At 73.1% G+C, this 16,643-nt stretch carries 10 protein-coding genes; 7 read left to right on the forward strand and 3 right to left on the reverse strand.

The genetic code is table 11. From position 1 onward, the window contains the following. The first annotated feature begins 73 nt into the window (after positions 1-73). Positions 74-2,980 (forward strand): FAD-binding oxidoreductase, encoded by a 2,907-nt coding sequence (locus OG900_25005; GenBank protein ID WUH93053.1) that lies wholly within the window; start codon positions 74-76, stop codon positions 2,978-2,980. Positions 2,981-3,107: 127 nt separating this feature from the next. Here OG900_25005 and OG900_25010 read toward each other — a convergent pair whose 3' ends face one another. Beyond that, positions 3,108-4,208, reverse strand: a complete 1,101-nt coding sequence (locus OG900_25010) for a citrate synthase 2 (GenBank protein ID WUH93054.1) — start codon at positions 4,206-4,208, stop codon at positions 3,108-3,110. 247 nt (positions 4,209-4,455) lie between these two features. On the opposite strand from OG900_25010, the gene pdxH reads away from it, so the two are divergent. After that, the gene (pdxH, locus tag OG900_25015; GenBank protein WUH95908.1) at positions 4,456-5,091 is read left to right on the forward strand and encodes a pyridoxamine 5'-phosphate oxidase; all 636 of its coding nucleotides are present in this window, start codon (positions 4,456-4,458) and stop codon (positions 5,089-5,091) included. Between the two features lie 508 nt (positions 5,092-5,599). Next, positions 5,600-6,913 carry a PAS domain-containing protein gene (locus OG900_25020; protein ID WUH95909.1) on the forward strand — a complete coding sequence of 438 codons (1,314 nt, stop codon included), beginning with the start codon at positions 5,600-5,602 and terminating at the stop codon, positions 6,911-6,913. 156 nt (positions 6,914-7,069) lie between these two features. Here OG900_25020 and OG900_25025 read toward each other — a convergent pair whose 3' ends face one another. Then, positions 7,070-7,831 (reverse strand): SIS domain-containing protein, encoded by a 762-nt coding sequence (locus tag OG900_25025; GenBank protein WUH93055.1) that lies wholly within the window; start codon positions 7,829-7,831, stop codon positions 7,070-7,072. 338 nt (positions 7,832-8,169) lie between these two features. Here OG900_25025 and OG900_25030 point away from each other — a divergent pair, with 338 nt between their 5' ends. The 4 genes from OG900_25030 (at position 8,170) to OG900_25045 (ending at position 11,511) form a co-directional block, all read left to right on the forward strand. Further along, positions 8,170-8,862: a metal-dependent transcriptional regulator gene (locus OG900_25030; GenBank protein ID WUH93056.1), complete on the forward strand. Its 693-nt coding sequence runs from the start codon at positions 8,170-8,172 to the stop codon at positions 8,860-8,862. 374 nt (positions 8,863-9,236) lie between these two features. Next, positions 9,237-10,277, forward strand: a complete 1,041-nt coding sequence (locus OG900_25035; GenBank protein ID WUH93057.1) for an alpha/beta hydrolase — start codon at positions 9,237-9,239, stop codon at positions 10,275-10,277. 271 nt (positions 10,278-10,548) lie between these two features. Continuing rightward, the gene (locus OG900_25040) at positions 10,549-11,046 is read left to right on the forward strand and encodes a hypothetical protein (protein WUH93058.1); all 498 of its coding nucleotides are present in this window, start codon (positions 10,549-10,551) and stop codon (positions 11,044-11,046) included. Positions 11,047-11,244: 198 nt separating this feature from the next. Further along, entirely contained in the window at positions 11,245-11,511 is a 267-nt protein-coding gene (locus OG900_25045) for a WXG100 family type VII secretion target (GenBank protein WUH93059.1), read from the forward strand. A gap of 99 nt (positions 11,512-11,610) precedes the next feature. Here the strand turns inward: OG900_25045 and OG900_25050 are convergent, their stop codons facing one another. Next, on the reverse strand, positions 11,611-16,158 hold the full coding sequence (locus OG900_25050; GenBank protein ID WUH93060.1) for an FtsK/SpoIIIE domain-containing protein: 4,548 nt from the start codon (positions 16,156-16,158) through the stop codon (positions 11,611-11,613). Positions 16,159-16,643: the final 485 nt, after the last annotated feature.

Consider the following 16,643-nt stretch of genomic DNA (forward strand, 5'->3'; position numbering starts at 1 on the left):
CGCGCAGGTGGCGGGGTGCTCTCCGCGGTTCTCCGGTGGGCCGGGACGCGGACGGTCGGGCAATGTGGGGGACATGACGAGTGGCCGGGTCGGCGAGGTGGAGCAGGCGCTGCGCGGGATCGTGCGCGGGGAGGTGGAGTGGGGCGCGGGGGAGCGGGCGGTGATGACGATGGACGCGTCCAACTACCGCAGGGTGCCGCTGGGGGTGGTGGCGCCGGCGGACGCGGAGGACGTGGCGGCGGCGCTCGAGGTCTGCAGGGAGCACGGTGTGCCGGTGACCGCGCGCGGCGGCGGGACGTCGATCGCAGGGCAGGCCATCGGCACCGGTGTCGTCATGGACTTCACCCGGCACATGAACCGGCTGCTGGAGATCGACCCGGCCGCGCTGACCGCCCGCGTGCAGCCCGGCCTGGTGCTCGACGACCTGCGGCGGGCCGCCGCCCCGCACGGCCTGACCTTCGGGCCCGACCCCTCGACCCACAGCCGCTGCACCCTCGGCGGCATGATCGGCAACAACGCGTGCGGCTCGCATTCGGTGGCCTGGGGCACCACCGCCGACAATGTTCGTGCGCTTGACCTGCTCACCTACCGGGGTGAGCCGGTCGGACTCCGCGCCCCCGCTGACGGATCCGCCATGCCCGACCGGCTGCGGGACGGGCTCGCCCGGCTGACGGACGGCCACCTGGCGCTGCTGCGTACCGCCTTCCCGCAACTGCCGCGCCGCATCTCCGGATACGCCCTGGACTCGCTGCTGCCCGAACACGGCAGGGACGTGGTGCGGGCCTTCACCGGCAGCGAGGGGACCCTTGGGGTACTGACCGAGGCGACCGTGGCGCTGGTGCCCGCGCCCGGCGCGCGGGCGCTCGCGGTGCTCGGCTATGCCGACGAGAGCGCGGCGGCGCAGGCCGCCCACCTGCTGCTGGCATGGCAGCCGTTGACGGTCGAGGGGATGGCCGCCGACCTGGTGGGGGAGTCCGCGGCGGCTGAACTGCCGCGCGGCGGTGCCTGGCTGTTCGTGGAGACCGGAGGCGACTCCCCGGCCCAGGCGCAGGCACGCGCGCGGGAGATCTGCCGGACGGCCGACGGCGTGACCGGTCACGCCGTCGTCGCCGACCCCGCGCGGCAGCGCGCCCTGTGGCGGATCCGGGAGGACGCGGCCGGCACCGCCACCCGCATGCCCGACGGCACCGAGGCATGGCCGGGCTGGGAGGACTGCGCCGTTCCCCCCGCCCGGCTGGGCGCCTACCTGCGGGATTTCCGGGCCCTGCTGGCCGATCACGGGCTGCGCGGGGCGCCCTACGGCCATTTCGGCGACGGCTGCGTGCATGTGCGGATCGACTTCGACCTCGTCGATCCGGCGGGCGTCGCACGCTTCCGCCGCTTCTCGGAGGCCGCCGCGGACCTGGTGGTGTCGCACGGCGGCTCGCTCTCCGGCGAGCACGGCGACGGCCGGGCGCGCGCCGAGCTGCTGCCGAAGATGTACGGCCCGGATGTGATCGCACTCTTTTCAGATTTCAAGGACCTCTGGGATCCGGACGGCGGACTGAACCCGGGAACGCTTGTTCGTCCCGATCCCATTGATAGCAACCTTCGCTTCGCGGCGCTGCCGTCCGCCGCGTCGCGACCCGTCGATGTGGAATTCACTTATCCGGGTGACGGCGGTGATTTCGTTGCCGCCGTCCGGCGCTGCGTGGGAGTGGCCAAATGTCGTACCTCCGCGGCCGTCGGTGACGGTGGTTCAGCTGTCATGTGCCCGTCTTTCCGGGTCACCGGAGAGGAACGCCACTCCACCCGCGGCCGGGCCAGACTGCTGCACGAGATGCTGGCAGGAGAGGTCGTCACCGACGGCTGGAAGTCCGCGGAGGTCAAGGGGGCACTGGATCTGTGCCTGTCCTGCAAGGGCTGCCGGTCGGACTGCCCGGTGGAGGTGGACATGGCGACGTACAAGGCGGAATTCCTCCATCAGCACTATCGGGGGCGGCTGAGGCCCCGCGCGCACTACTCGATGGGCTGGCTTCCGGTGTGGCTGAAAATCGCGCAGAAATTCGCCCGGCCGCTCAATTTCCTTGGCCGGACTCGGTCAACCGCCTGGGTGGCGAAACGTATCGCCGGAATCGCGAACGAGCGCGACATGCCCGAACTGGCGCCCGAGACATTCACTCGATGGTGGGACACCAGCGACACGAACGAGGGACGACGGAGGCCGGCCGGCGGCTCGCGTGACGCCGCCCGCACGGTCGTTCTGTGGCCCGACACCTTCACCGACCACCTCTCACCCGAGGTCGGCCGGGCCGCCGTGCGGGTGCTGCGGGCGGCCGGACTGCGCGTCACGACCCCGCCCGCCGCGGTCTGCTGCGGCCTGACCTGGGTGTCCACCGGGCAACTCGACCGCGCGAAAGCCGTGATGCGGCGCACCCTCGACCGGCTCGCGCCGGTCCTCGACGCGGGCCTGCCGCTCGTCGTCCTCGAACCGAGCTGCGCCGCCGCGCTGCGCGCCGACCTGCCGGAACTGCTCGGCACCCGCGACCCGCGGGCCGCCCGGCTCGCCTCGTCGGTAAGGACCCTCGCCGAGGCCCTGGAGGAATACGCGCCAGGCTGGGACCCGCCGCGGGTGGACCGCACGGCGGTAGGCCAGACGCACTGCCACCAGCACGCGGTGCTCGGCGACGCCGCCGACCGCCGGCTGCGCGAACGCGCCGGCCTGACCGGCGAGCTGACGGGCGGCTGCTGCGGCCTGGCCGGCAACTTCGGCTTCGAGGACGGGCACTACGAGGTGTCGGCGGCCTGCGCCGAGGAGGCGCTGCTGCCTGCGCTGCGCGCGGCCGGGCCCGACGCGGCCGTGCTGGCCGACGGCTTCTCCTGCCGCACGCAGATCGCCCAGCTCGCCGGCGGCCCACGCGCCCGCCACCTCGCGGAAGTCCTCGCGGAGGCGCTGCCCGACGAGACGCCCGGCGCCGGACCCGACCACCCGGCCGGCTAGCGCCGCGCGCGGGTCCGCGCCACTGCCCCGCGTGCCGCCTGCCGCCTGCCGCCGACGGCACGTCACTTCGTAAGCGCGGCCCGGTTGCCCGGCAGGGCCTGCCGGGCAACCGGGCCGGGGCGGCGGGTCAGGAAGAGGTGGTCGGGTCGCCCTCGATCGTGTGGAGGCTGCGGGCGCTCGGGCCGATGTAGCGGGCCGACGGGCGGACCAGGCGCCCGGTGCGCTTCTGCTCCAGGATGTGGGCCGACCAGCCGGCCGTACGGGCACAGGTGAACATCGACGTGAACATGTGCGCGGGCACCTCGGCGAAGTCCAGCATGATCGCCGCCCAGAATTCCACGTTGGTGGCCAGGACGCGGTCGGGGCGCCGCTCGTGCAGCTCGGCGAGCGCCGCCTTCTCCAGCGCCTCCGCCACCTCGAAGCGCGGTGCGCCCAGCTCGCGGGCCGTACGGCGCAGGACGCGCGCCCGCGGGTCCTCGGCCCGGTAGACGCGGTGCCCGAAGCCCATCAGGCGCTCGCCCTTGTCGAGCGCGGACTTCACATAGCCCTCGGCGTCACCCGTGCGCTCGATCTCCTCGATCATGCCGAGGACCCGGGACGGAGCACCGCCGTGCAGCGGCCCCGACATGGCGCCGACCGCGCCGGACAGGGCGGCGGCCACGTCGGCGCCGGTCGAGGCGATGACGCGGGCGGTGAAGGTGGAGGCGTTCATGCCGTGCTCGGCCGCCGAGGTCCAATACGCGTCCACCGCGGCGACATGCCGCGGGTCCGGCTCGCCGCGCCAGCGGATCATGAAGCGCTCGGTAATGGACCGAGCCTTGTCGATCTCCTTCTGCGGCACCATGGGCCGCCCCTGGCCGCGCGCGGACTGGGCGACGTACGACAGGGCCATGACCGCGGCCCGCGCGAGGTCGTCACGGGCCTCCTCGGCGTCGATGTCGAGCAGCGGGCGCAGCCCCCACACGGGCGCGAGCATGGCCAGCGCGGACTGCACGTCCACCCGGATGTCGCCGGAGTGCACGGGGATGGGGAAGGGCTCGGCGGGCGGCAGCCCGGGGTCGAACCGGCCGTCGACCAGCAGGCCCCATACATTGCCGAAGCTCACATGCCCGACCAACTCCTCGATGTCGACACCGCGATAGCGCAGTGATCCGCCTTCCCGGTCGGGTTCGGCGATCTCCGTCTCGAACGCGACGACTCCTTCGAGCCCGGGTACGAAGTCGGACATGCGGCGGCTCCTCTTGATCCTGTCGATGCTCGCGGCGGTACGGCACTCCGGTCATGCCCCGTCACCGGAGTGCGCACCCTGCTCCATTCGGACCAGTCATTCTCCCGGCATGTGGACATGTCAGAGAGCGTGAGATGCCGCACACGCCGGCGAAAGGCACCCTGCACGGCGCCTTCCCGGGCACTGCAAGGATGTGCGGGTGCGAGAACCACAGGACGACCAGCGGGACCGGCCCGACCCGGCCGCCATGCGCCGGCGCTACCGGTCGACGGGAATGACCGAGGACGACCTGGCGGCCGAGCCGTACGCGCAGTTCACGCGCTGGTTCGCGGACGCGGTCGCCGCGGCCGAGGGCGGCGTCATCGCGGAGCCCAACGCCATAGTGCTGTCCACCGCGGACGCCGACGGCCTGCCCAGCTCGCGCACGGTCCTGCTCAAGGGCTACGACCGGCGCGGATTCGTCTTCTTCAGCAGCTACGAGTCCCGCAAGGGCCGCGCGCTGGCCGCCAACCCGCGGGCCTCGCTGCTCTTCCCCTGGCATCCGATCGCCCGCCAGGTCATCGTCGGCGGCGACGTTACCAGGGTGTCGCCGGAAGAAACCGCCGCCTATTTCCGCAGCCGCCCCTACGGTTCGCAGATCGGCGCGTGGGCGAGCGAGCAGTCCAGCGTCGTCGCCTCCCGTGCGGTGATCGAGAAGCGCTACGCGGAATCGGCCCTGCGCTGGCCGGAGGGCACCGAGGTGCCGGTGCCGCCCTTCTGGGGCGGCTTCCGCGTCGAGCCGGCCACCGTCGAGTTCTGGCAGGGCCGGGAGAACCGGCTGCACGACCGGCTGCGGTACGTACGCGTGGCGGACGGCTGGTCCGTGGAGCGACTGGAGCCGTAGCGCGGCGGGGCGGGCGTGACGCCAAAGGCACGGCACGTTGCCACGGCGGCGCCGCCCCGGCATGTTGTCCCGGCACATTGCCGCGGGTCCGCCGTCCGTGAACGCGAACGACCCGCGGGCTGCTCCCCGGAGCCTTTGACGGCTCCGAGCACCGGCCGGACAAGTCCGACGAGCCCGCGGGTCGGGTGAACTGCGTGGGATTGGCGCGCATCGCGCACGCCCAGTGCGCGGTGCTAGCCCGCAGCCACCTCACGTGTCCGACTGCAACTCATGCTTCAGACCACCTCCCTTCGTGTGTGCCGCAACAGTAAGAAACCCAGGAGAGCCGCACAACCGATTTATGCAAAAAGCGTGTGACGCAGCCCACACGAGGGTTGAATGTTGCGACGTGCAGCCTTTCGATGCGCAACCGAAACCGCTGGGCAACAGCAGCGGCGATGACGACACCGACGGCACGGCGGGGGCTCAGGCCCCTGCGGGAGCCGAGGGGCACGAGGGTGACGAGCAGCTGCTCGCGGCGCTGCTCGACGGCATGGAGGCGGGTCTGTGCGCCTTCGACCGCACAGGGGTGATCACGCACTGGAATGCCGAGGCGGCCAGGATCCTCGGCTGGACCGCGGACGACGCCGTCGGGCGGCATGGCTTCGCCGGCTGGGCGGCCCGCTCCTCCGACGCGGCGGAGGCTGAGGAAAGGCTGCTGGGGGCGATGGACTCCGCCGGCCGTCAGGTGCACGAATTCGCCCTGCTGACCAAGGACGGCCGCCGGGTGCTGGTGCGCACCCAGTCCGCGGCGGTGCAGGGCGCGGACGGGCGGCCCGCGGGGGTCTACTGCGCCTTCTCCGAGGTGCATGTGCAGATCGACCTGGAGCGTTCCATCGCGCTCAGCGAGGCGCTGTTCACGGACGCGTCCTGGGGCGTGGTGCTCATAGACGCCGATCTGCGGCCGGCCGTGGTCAACGCGAAGGCCGCCCGCCTGCTCCAGACGGGCCGGGAGGAGGTGCTCGGGCGTCCGCTGGGCAATCTGCTCACCCAGGGCGTGGAAGAGCTGGAGAACGCGTTGCAGCATGTGCTCGCCGAAGGCGCGCCACCGGCCACCGCCGACCTGTGGCTGGCGCTGAGCGCGGACCAGGAGAACCGGCGGCGCTGCTGGCGCAGCGGATTCGTCCGGCTCGGCTCACCGCTCGGCGAGGAGCCGGTGCCGCTGGGCGTCGGCTGGCTGTTCATCGACATCACCCGGCAGAAGGCGACGGAAACCGACAACGCCCAGGTCAGGTTCCGCTACCAGCAGCTGCACCGCGCCGACCGGGCGGCGGCCGAGTGCGGCACCGCACTGGACGCGGCGGCGCTCCAGCTGGACTTCGCGCTGGCGGGCTTCGCCGACCACGCGCTGCTCGACCTCGCCGACGGCGCCGAGCGCTTGGTGCGGATCGCGGCCACCCCCACGGGCGAGCCGGGCCCGTGCGAGCTGACGCCAGGCGCGGCGGAGAGCGGCATACCGGTGGGCTACCCGCTCGCCCACCCGGCGCTTCAGGCGCTGGAGCGGATCGGCACCGTACGGACCAGTTTCGGGCCGCCGCCCGCGGCGGAGGAGGCCGCCGGCGCCCGGATCGACGAATGGGCCGCGGCCAGGCGCTGGCCGCCGGGGACCGTACACGGGCTGGTCACGGTGCTGCGCAGCCGCGGCCGCACGGTCGGGGCGCTGACCTTCCTGCGCGGCTCGGGGCGCCGCCTCTTCGACCGCGCCGACGCGGCCTATGCCGAGGACGTGGCCGCGCGGGTCGCGATGGCGCTCGACCTGGCCGGGCTCGCGGGCGAGCGGTGATCCCCGCGGGGGAGCGGCGACCACGGAGGGGTGCCGCGGAGTGGGTGAGGCGCGGCGGTTGCCGCGGGGCCGGGGAGGCGCTCCGACGTGCCGGGGGCCCGGTGAGGCGACGCAGAGTGCCCCGAGCCACGTGAGGCGCGGCAATTAGCCGCGGCTTCAGTGGCGGAAGAAGATCCGGTCGCGGTACTGCTCGAAGATCCGGCCGTTCCAGTCGTGACCGCCGTCCACGTTGCCCGAGCGCAGCATGGGCGGGGTGATGCCGCGCTCGGCGAGGTCGGTGGCCGCGGTGGCGACGACGGCCTGCATCAGGGCGCTGGTGACGACGGTGGAGGCCGGGCCGAACGGCGCGGGAATGGCGTCGTCCGACAGTTCGGCGTCGCCGACCGCGATCTTGGAGTCCAGCACGATGTTGCAGTGGTCCTTGAGGAAGGTGCCCGACACGTGCCGGGAGCTGGTCTGCTCGCTGTAGGCGACCGAGGTGACGCCGATGACGGTCAGGCCGAGCGCGCGGGCATTCTGCGCCATCTCCACCGGCAGGGAATTGCGGCCGGACAGCGAGATCACGAACAGCACGTCGCCGCGCTGGACGGGACTGGTGTCCAGGACCACCCCGGCCAGGCCGTCGACCCGCTCCAGGGCGCTGCCGAGCGTCGCGGGCATGACGTCCACGCCGACGACGCCCGGGACGGCGAGCAGGTTGATCAGGGCGAGGCCGCCGGCCCGGTAGACGACGTCCTGGGCGGGCAGCGAGGAGTGCCCCGCGCCGAAGACGAAGACCCGCCCGCCGGAGGCGATGGCGTCCGCGACCGCGGTCGCGGCGGCCTTGATGCCGGCCGCCTCCTCGTCTCGGACCCGGCGCAGCAGCCCGATAGCGGCGTCGAAATACCGGTCGGCCAGGTCCTCGCGGGGCTCAGTCATGCGGATCACCGTGGTGCCAGGGCGCGGCCGGTGTCAAGAAATCGGCGGGGGCGGAAGGCCCATTCGCCCCGCGCCGCGGCCGGGGCGGTGCGATCGTCCACGATGTGGACGCTCGGGGGACGGCGGGTGAAGTCGGTCACCGTGTGCTCCCGGGGGCGGGCGGACGGGCTTCGTGGCCGCTCAGGGTCACGGCGGGGTCCCGTCCCCGGATTTTCCGGTCCGCAGGGGGCTCGCGGCGACGGGCCGTGAGGAGCGCGGCCGCTCGCAGCGGGGCCGGTTGTCGGTGCGATGCGTCAGAATTGTTCTCAGGGCCACGCACGAATGAACGAGGGGCGCGCATGTCCGGACTGATCGACACGACGGAGATGTATCTCCGCACCATCCTGGAGCTGGAGGAGGAGGGTGTGGTCCCTATGCGCGCCCGAATCGCCGAGCGGCTCGACCAGAGCGGCCCGACGGTCTCCCAGACGGTGGCGCGGATGGAGCGGGACGGGCTGCTGCATGTGGCCGGTGACCGCCATCTGGAACTGACCGAGGAGGGGCGCCGCACCGCCACCCGCGTGATGCGCAAGCACCGTATCGCGGAGTGCCTGCTGGTCGATGTGATCGGGCTGGAGTGGGAGCACGTGCATGCCGAGGCATGCCGCTGGGAGCACGTGATGAGCGAGGCCGTGGAGCGACGGGTGCTCGAGCTGCTTCGGCACCCCACGGAGTCGCCGTACGGCAACCCGATCCCGGGCCTGGAGGAGCTGGGCGAGAAGGGCGAGGCCGATCCGTTCCTTGAGGACGGCATGGTCAGTCTGAACGACCTCAAGCCCGGTGCGGGCTCGACCAGCGTGGTCGTCCGCAGGATCGGCGAGCCGATCCAGACCGACGCGCAGGTGATGTACACGCTGCGGCGGGCCGGTGTGCAGCCGGGCGCCGTGGTGAGCGTGACCGCCGCTCCTGGAGGTGTGCTGGTCGGCAGCGGTGGCGAGGCCGCCGAGCTGGACGCGGAGGTCGCCTCGCACGTCTTCGTGGCCAGGCGGTAGGACACCGGCCGGCGATCAGCCCGCACACTGGCCGGCGAAGAGCCGGCAGCTAGGACGAGGGGCCGCCCCGGCACCGTGCTGACGGTGCCGGGGCGGCCTTTTCCCTCCCTCGTCCCTCCCCATGGAGACCCCCACGGAGGAGCCGGGACCCCGAGCTTCCCGGTACCTCCCCGCGACCCGCTTCCCCTTCGCGCCGCGCCCCGCTGAAGGTCTCCCCTCGGCCCGGGCCGTCAATCCCTGGGTGTTGTCACTCGAACGAGCGGTGTTGGGCGCGTGAGCCGCTTGTTCGAATAGAAGTTCGATAGCGTGGATCGAGAAGACACGAGGAGACGACACCAGGACAAACGACGACCCGTAGGAAGGGGGTGCGGCACATGAAGCAGTACGTGGACCGGCACACGACCCGGCGTTTCGAGGTCACGGGAGCGGGCGGGATACGCCTCGCGGCCTGGGACTACGCGGCGGCGGCCGTCGCGGGCGCCGCGGCGGAGCCGAGGGCCGGCGCCCGGCCCGGCCAAGGGGCCGCTGCGTTCCGGCGCGGAGCCGCTGCCGGCGCCCGTCCCGGACCCGGACTCGGGCTCGGGCTCGCCGGCACGGGAGCCGCCGGCCCCGGAGCCGAGGAAGGCGGCCGCCCCGGTGTGCTGCTACTGCACGGGCTGCTCGGCCGCGCCTCGCACTGGGCGGCGACCGCGCGCCGGCTGGCCCCCCGCTATCGGGCGCTCGCCCTCGACCAGCGCGGTCACGGCCGCAGCGAGCGGCCGGAGGGCCCGTACGCCACGGAGGCCTATCTCGCCGACGCGGTCGCCGCCGTCGAGCAGCTCGGCCTCGCCCCGGTCACCGTGATCGGCCACTCCATGGGCGCGCTCACGGCCTGGCAGTTGGCGGCCCACCGCCCCGACCTCGTCGCCGCGGTCGTCATCTGCGACATGCGGGCCGCCGCGCTGGGCGAGGCGGGCCAGCGCGAGTGGGAGGACTGGACGCGGTCCTGGCCGCTGCCCTTCGCCACCCTCGGGGACGCGCGCCGCTGGTTCGCGGAGCAGGACCCCTGGGCCGACCCGCCGGATCCGGTGCGCGGCGAATTCTTCGCCGAGGTCATGGTGGAAGGCGACGACGGGTGGCGCCCGCAGTACGCCCCGCGCCATCTGCTGCGATCCCGCGACCCGTGGATACGTGACGCGCACTGGGACGAGCTGGCGGAAGTCGCCTGCCCCGCGCTGGTGGTGCGGGGGCTCGGCGGGGAGCTGGGGCGGGCGGAGGCCCAGGAGATGGTGCGAGTGCTGCCCCGCGGGCGTTACGCCGAGATCCCCGACGCCGGCCACCTCGTCCCGTGGGACCAGCCGGAGGCGTGGTGCGACACGGTGGAGCGGTTCCTCCGGGAGGTGGTGCGGGAGCCGGAGCGCGCGGCACCGGCCTGACAGCGGCAAGGCGGGCCTTGCGGGAGTGCGGGGGCGACAGGAGTGCGGGACTTGCGTGTGGGTGGTGTGAGGGCTCGGTGATAAATGGCGGTGGCGATGGGCGGTGCGGCGGCAGGGTGCTGAAGGGCGGCAAGTCCTGGCGCGGGCCTGGGGGCTGGGCGGCCGGTTCGCGGGGGCTCGCCGCAGGTCGGCCCGGTCGGCGCGCACACGCTGTCGCGGCCTGCTGGTAGCTTGCCGTCGCTGGATTCTTATCGCGTCATGGGGGAGCACAGTGCGTCTTACGTTCACAAGAGCGGGAATCGCCGCGGTGGCGGTCGCCGCCGCGCTGGCGCTGAGCAGTTGTGGCAGCAGCGGCGACGACGGGACGAAGCAGCCGACGGCGAGCACCACCGCGAGCCCGACGGGCGGTCAGCCGGCGCCGACCACGGCCGCCGCGCCGGAGCCGACGGCCACCACGACGACGCCGGTGGAGTCGGCGGCGACCGGTGACGGCACGCAGACGGTGGAAGGCGTGTGGCTCGCGACGCAGGGCTCGACGAAGGTGCAGCTCGTCCTCGGCAAGGGCAAAGCGGCCCTGACGAGTACGCACCTGTGCGGGGGCGGCTATGCGGACACGGACGGCATCGCGCTGACGCTGACCTGTATGGACGGCGACACGGAGCGCACCACCGGCCACGGCGTGCTCGCGGCCGACGGCCAGACGCTCACCGTGCAGTGGACCGACGGCCCGACCGATGTCTTCTCGCGCACCGGACTGCCCAGCAGCTGACCGTATCGACGGTGCCAACGGCCGTACGCCACGCTCCTTTGGCGGCCGGGCGCGTCCCGATCGTGTCATGGCCGCGCTACAGATGTGTAGCGGTGGCGGGGCTTGCGAAGCTACTACTGCAATCGCGGCGCCGGTGCGCTAGCGTCCCTCGGGCGGGCGAGAGACCCGCGCATGCCGAAGACAACGGGGAGGCTAGATATGTCCATCCATGGCGCTGATATTCAGCAACTGCGGGACCTGTCAACCAAGTTCAGCACGGAGGCGGGCAACCTCGGTACGCTGATCGGGCACCTGCAGACGGCGACGAGCAGCAGCGAGAGCTACTGGAAGGGTCCGGCCGCGGAGCGCTTCCGCAGTGAATGGGCACAGCTGAAGCCCACCTTCGACAAGTTCGTCGCGACCCTGCACGACGCCCAGAAGTCCGCCGGTACGAACGCGGACAACATCGAGGCCGCCACCCGCTGAGCGCGCAGCCCGTACGCACGACGGCGTACGGAATGCGCCAGGGGCCGGACCCGGGAACACCCCCGGGTCCGGTCCCTTTGTCCTGCCCGTGAGTCCCGTTCAGTCCGGGCCCACCGCCTGGATCTGCACCAGTTCCCCGCCCCGCACCAGCAGTCCGCGGCCGGTGGGGCCGCCCCCAACGTCGCGCGGCAGCCGGACGTTGAAGAGGTCGCCCTCGGTCGAACCCTGCGGGGCCAGCAGCAGGCCGTTGCGCGAGCGCCGCGCCTCCACCAGGAAGCCGCGGTATTGCGAGCCCATCTGGTCGGCGGACCCGGCGGCGATCAGCGCGTGGTCACCGTCGAGTCCGGACTTCACGACGCCCTCCAACGCGGCGTCCAGCGGAGTGTCGTAGATCAGCTCGCCGTCGTCCACGACGACCACGTACGGCCCGCCCGCCGCCTTCGCCGTCAGCTCCCTGAGGTCGTCCTGGCTCGCGTCGGCGCCCAACAGGCCCAACACCCCGGGCCCACCGGCGAGGTCGCGCAGCGGCGAGCGGCGCGGGGTGACCAGCACCACCGGCACCCCGTTGGCCAGCACCGAGCGGGCCGCGGTGATCAGCGTCGTGGACCGGCCCGACTTCTGCGGGCCGGCGATCACGAAGCCGGGGCCGGACTCCTGCAAGTCGACGCCCAGCGGCATCAGTTCGTCGCCGCCCACCCCGAGCAGCGCCCACAGCGGGGACGGCGGGGCGAAGCCCGGTTCCAGCGCCATCGCTTCCGCGGCCGTGATGCGCGGCGGCAGCGCGTCCACCCGCATCGGCCGGGTGCGCCTCGGCAGTTGGCGGTAGCGTTCCGCGGCGCCGCGCCCGATCCGTTGCAGCGCCTCGACCTGCGCCTGCCCGGACGGCTCCGGTGCGAGCAACGCGATCTGGCTCTCCTGCACCCCGCGGTCGGTGGGCCGCAGCGCCCGCCCCGAGGGCATGGCCTTGGGCACCTCGCGGGCCGAGAGGCCGCCGGTGGTGTAGTCGTTGGGGTCGGCCATCCGCAGGATCAGCTTGTCGGCGAAGACCGAGGAAATCTGTCCGTTGAAGCCCGAACGGTCCGCGGTCATCACGACCTTGAGGCCGGCCGCCGCGCCCTCCCGGAAGAGCCGGTTGGCGCCCTCGATCAACTTGCCGTAGTTGTAGGCCTCGAAGGTGGACGTGTAGCCCTCCCAGTTGTCGAGCAGCAGCACCATCCACGGCAGCCGCTCCTCCGGCGTCGCCGCCAGAGCCCGCTGCTCGGCCGCGCTGGACGCCCCGCGCACGGCGAGGAGTTGCTGCCGCCGCGACACCTCGCCCGACAGCCGGTCGAGCAGCCGTGCCAGGCGCTCCGGCTGGTCCCGGGTGACGACGGCGCCGCAGTGCGGCAGACCCACCAGCGGGAGCAGGGCGTTGGCGCCGCAGTCGATGCCGTAGAGGTGCACGTCCTGCGGCGACGTGTCACGGGCAAGCGAACCGGCGAACGTACGCAGCGCGGTGGACCGGCCGGAGCGCGGACCGCCGACGATCAGCACGTGCTCGCCGTGCACCACGTCCACCGCCAGTGGCGCCCTGGCCTGCTGCGCGGGCAGGTCGGTGAGCCCGTACGCGACCGGTGCCACGTCCTGCCATGCCCGACCGGAGCCCGAGCCCGAGCCCGAGCCCGAGCCCGAGCCGGCGCCCGAGCCGGCGCCCGCGAGCGCGGCACCCCCCGACGCCCCCGCCCCGCCCGACGGAGCCGCCACCTCCTCCACCGTCACATGCTCGGGCAGCGGGTCCAGCCACGGCTTGCGCGGTGCCGGCAGCCCCAGCAGCGCCGCCGCGTCCGCGATCGCGTCCACGAGCACCGCCAGGTCGGTGACCATGGTGCCGTCGTCCGCGTCGTCGTCCGCCCCGCGCGGTAGCGGACGCCCGAGCGCGGCCCAACCCAGCCCCTGCACAGCAGCCTTGGCACGCTGCTGCCCCCGCGCCGGACGGCGCCCGCCGATCCGCGCCGACTGCACGCCGACCAGCGACTGGGCGCCGGAGCGCACATAGGCCCGGCCCGGCGTGGACTTGGCGATGGCGCCCGAGTCGGGGGCGTCGATGACGTCCCGGGACTCGTCCGCGTCGGTGACCCGCAGCGCGATGCGCAGATTGGTGTTGGCGCGGATGTCGGCGCTGACCACACCGGCCGGGCGCTGTGTGGCGAGCACCAGGTGCACGCCCAGCGACCGTCCGCGCCGGGCGATGTCGACCAGTCCGGCGACGAAGTCCGGGAGTTCGGCGACCAGCGAGGCGAACTCGTCGATGATCAGTACCAGCCGCGGCATCGGCTCCAACTCGGGCCGCAGCCGCCGCGCGTCGTTGTAGTCCTCGATGTCCTTGGTGCCCGCCCCGAAGAGGATCGTCTCGCGGTGGTGCAACTCGGCGGCCAGCGAGGCCAGGGCGCGCTCGGTCAGGTGCGCGTCGAGGTCGGAGACCATGCCCACGGTGTGCGGCAGCCGGGCGCAGTCCTGGAAGGCGCTGCCGCCCTTGTAGTCGATGAGCACGAAGTTGAGCGCGTCGGGGCGGTTGACGACGGCAAGCGAGGTGATGACCGTCTGCAGGAGTTCGGACTTGCCGGCGCCTGTGGTGCCCGCGACCAGGGCGTGCGGGCCGTCCCTGCGGATGTCCAGCACGAAGGTGCCGTCCGCGCCGACGCCGATGGGCGCCGCGGTGCTCGAACCGCCGCGCCGCCAGACCTCGGCGACGTCCTGCCCGGTCGGGTCCGGCATGCCGAGCAGGTCGAGGAGCCGGGCCGAGGTGGGCAGCGCGCTGTCGGCGTCGTCGCGGCTGACGTCGCGGACCGGGGCGAGGGACCGGGCCACCAGTTGGCACCAGTCGCCGCCGACCTGGTCGGCGAGGATGTCGCCGAGCACCTCAAGTCCGGCGCCCCGTAGATGCACCCGGCCGCCGTCGTGCGGTGCCCAGCACACCGCGGCCCGCACCTCCTCGGGAAGCAGCCGCTCGTCGGCGTCCAGACACAGCGCGAGGATCCCGAACCGCGGCCCCTCCTGGAGCAGTTGCGGTACGCCGGGGGTGCGCCGCAACAGCCGGGCACCGTCCAGCACCACCAGGACGTACGGGTCGGGTCGCAGCCGGCCGCCGCCGCCCGCGGACAGGGAGTCGGCCTTGCGGCGGTCCAACTCCTGGAGCAGTTCGGTGATCCGGCGGCCGGTCGCCTCGCCGTCGGTGCCGACCAGCGCCACGCAGTCCTGGCCCTGCTGCGGTGCCAGGTGCGGCAGCCAGTGCGCCCAGCCCCACGCCTGGCCGGCGTCCGGCTCCGACGACAGCAGCACCATCGACAGGTCGCGCGGGCTGTGCAGGACGGCTGCCTGCGCGACCAGCCAGCGTGCGGTGGCCAGCGCCCTGTCACGTACTCCCGCCACTCCGACGACCCCGATCTCGGGCAGCGGGAGCGGCACCGGCACGTCGTTGACCTGCGGCGGCACCGGGTGCGGTGCGCCTTCCGGCAGATGGCCCGCCGGCAGCAGCTCGATGTCGGCGGGCAGGTCGGCGACGCCGATCCGCAGCCGCAGCGCGTCCGGGTCGGTGAGACGCCGCTCCCACAGCCGCCGTCGCGGGCCGGTCGCGAAAAGCAGGATCTCCGCGGCGTCGGGGAATGCCGCCCGCCGCTCCGCCCGATCGATCAAACGGGCGCCCTCCAAGGTGATTTCGTGAGCGGCGAGATCCGCCTTGTACTGCTTCGCGGTATTGCGGTTGCGTTTCTTTCCCTCGCGCGATTCGCTGACCCACTGCCCGATCAGCATCACCGGACTCATCACGCAGAAGAGCAGCATGTACACCTGCTGCACCATGAAATACATCGCGAGCCCGAAAACCAGCGGCACCAGCGCGGCGATGGTCTGGAACCTGGCGGAGTCGGTTTTTCCCGGCGGCTGCGGCACATACAAACGCGGCCTCGGCGGAAGGGATTTGAGCCGCGGCGGGCGGTTGTAGGCCAGGCCGCCCTCGCCCATCGGCGACAGATGCGCGTCGGGCTCGCTCGGCACATCGAGCACCAGTACGCTGCTGCCCGCCCTGACCTGCGCACCCGTCGGCCACTCCCGCTCACCGCCGACCGGCTCGCCCTCCAGCGTCAGTCCGGCGTCCGGCTCCGCAGCCAGCGTCACGCGGCCGTCCGCGCCCACCGACACCCGCGCCGCCAGCGCGTGGAGCGCCGGGTCGTCCGGTACGGAGACGGTGCAGCGCTGCCCGGAGCCGACGGTCGCCGTGCCGAGCCCGAGACGGGCCACCCGGCCGGCGCCAGGACCCGCGCACACCCGCAATTCGTAGCGCCCCGACGGCTCTCCGGCGCGCATGAAAGGACCGATCGAGTCGTCCACGGTGACACGCATGCCGTCCCGCAGCACAGCGACGGCAGGTGCCCGCGGGTCGCAGCCGACCCCGTCGGCCCACAACCGAGCGGGCTCGTCCGACGGTTGCCGCATCCCGGGGAAGGCCACGACCGTGCCCCCGCCGAATCGGTCGCCCGCAGGCGGCTGTTCGACTCCGGTGGCCCTGGCCAGCGCCGCGGCGACATCCCCGGCGCTCGCGCTGTCGTCCGCCGTGATCACGACGTCCTGTGCCTCGACACCCTGCTGTACGACCGTCACGGTCACCCGCATGGGACGTTCCCTCCCCGTCGCGGCCGGCCCCGCCGGACCCCGTGTCCCGGCCCCGCCCGAGCCCGCGCAGCTGTCCATGGAGGCTATCCGCCCCCCGAAACATCACGTAACCCCCTTTGACGCGAGGCCGATGTGAGCAATTGGTGAACGTATCGGCGATACCGCCCGCCAACCGGCGTAGCAGCACGGTCCACTCTCGCCGTTGCCCGCGCGGCAGGCGTGCGGAACTGTTGCACGGCTGTGCCCGGCCTGTCGCGCAAGACTCCTTGAGGGGGTTTATCCGGCGCTGATAGCGTGCCGTGACTTGACATCGGCAACGGGGCGACGCCGGAACGGAATGCGGCTGCCATCCCCCGAAGACCGATTTCGACGCACGCAGGACTACGGGGGCAGTCACGTGAGGACCAGGGATCGTTCGAGCGCCGGCGGCGGTGCGGGCCGGCCGGCAGGCGTACCCGCACCGGCACTTGGCGTGCCCGGCGGTG

It is taken from the genome of Streptomyces sp. NBC_00433 (assembly GCA_036015235.1).
In the GTDB taxonomy this organism is placed as follows: Bacteria; Actinomycetota; Actinomycetes; order Streptomycetales; family Streptomycetaceae; genus Actinacidiphila.

Bases quoted from the DNA above. Each gene is read 5' to 3' on its own strand.
- OG900_25035 (WUH93057.1), top strand. From the start codon at position 9,237: ATGAAGCAGTACGTGGACCGGCACACGACCCGGCGTTTCGAGGTCACG.
- OG900_25005 (WUH93053.1), top strand. From the start codon at position 74: ATGACGAGTGGCCGGGTCGGCGAGGTGGAGCAGGCGCTGCGCGGGATC.
- OG900_25045 (WUH93059.1), top strand. From the start codon at position 11,245: ATGTCCATCCATGGCGCTGATATTCAGCAACTGCGGGACCTGTCAACC.
- OG900_25025 (WUH93055.1), bottom strand. From the start codon at position 7,831: ATGACTGAGCCCCGCGAGGACCTGGCCGACCGGTATTTCGACGCCGCT.
- OG900_25010 (WUH93054.1), bottom strand. From the start codon at position 4,208: ATGTCCGACTTCGTACCCGGGCTCGAAGGAGTCGTCGCGTTCGAGACG.
- OG900_25030 (WUH93056.1), top strand. From the start codon at position 8,170: ATGTCCGGACTGATCGACACGACGGAGATGTATCTCCGCACCATCCTG.
- OG900_25050 (WUH93060.1), bottom strand. From the start codon at position 16,158: ATGCGGGTGACCGTGACGGTCGTACAGCAGGGTGTCGAGGCACAGGAC.
- pdxH (WUH95908.1), top strand. From the start codon at position 4,456: ATGCGCCGGCGCTACCGGTCGACGGGAATGACCGAGGACGACCTGGCG.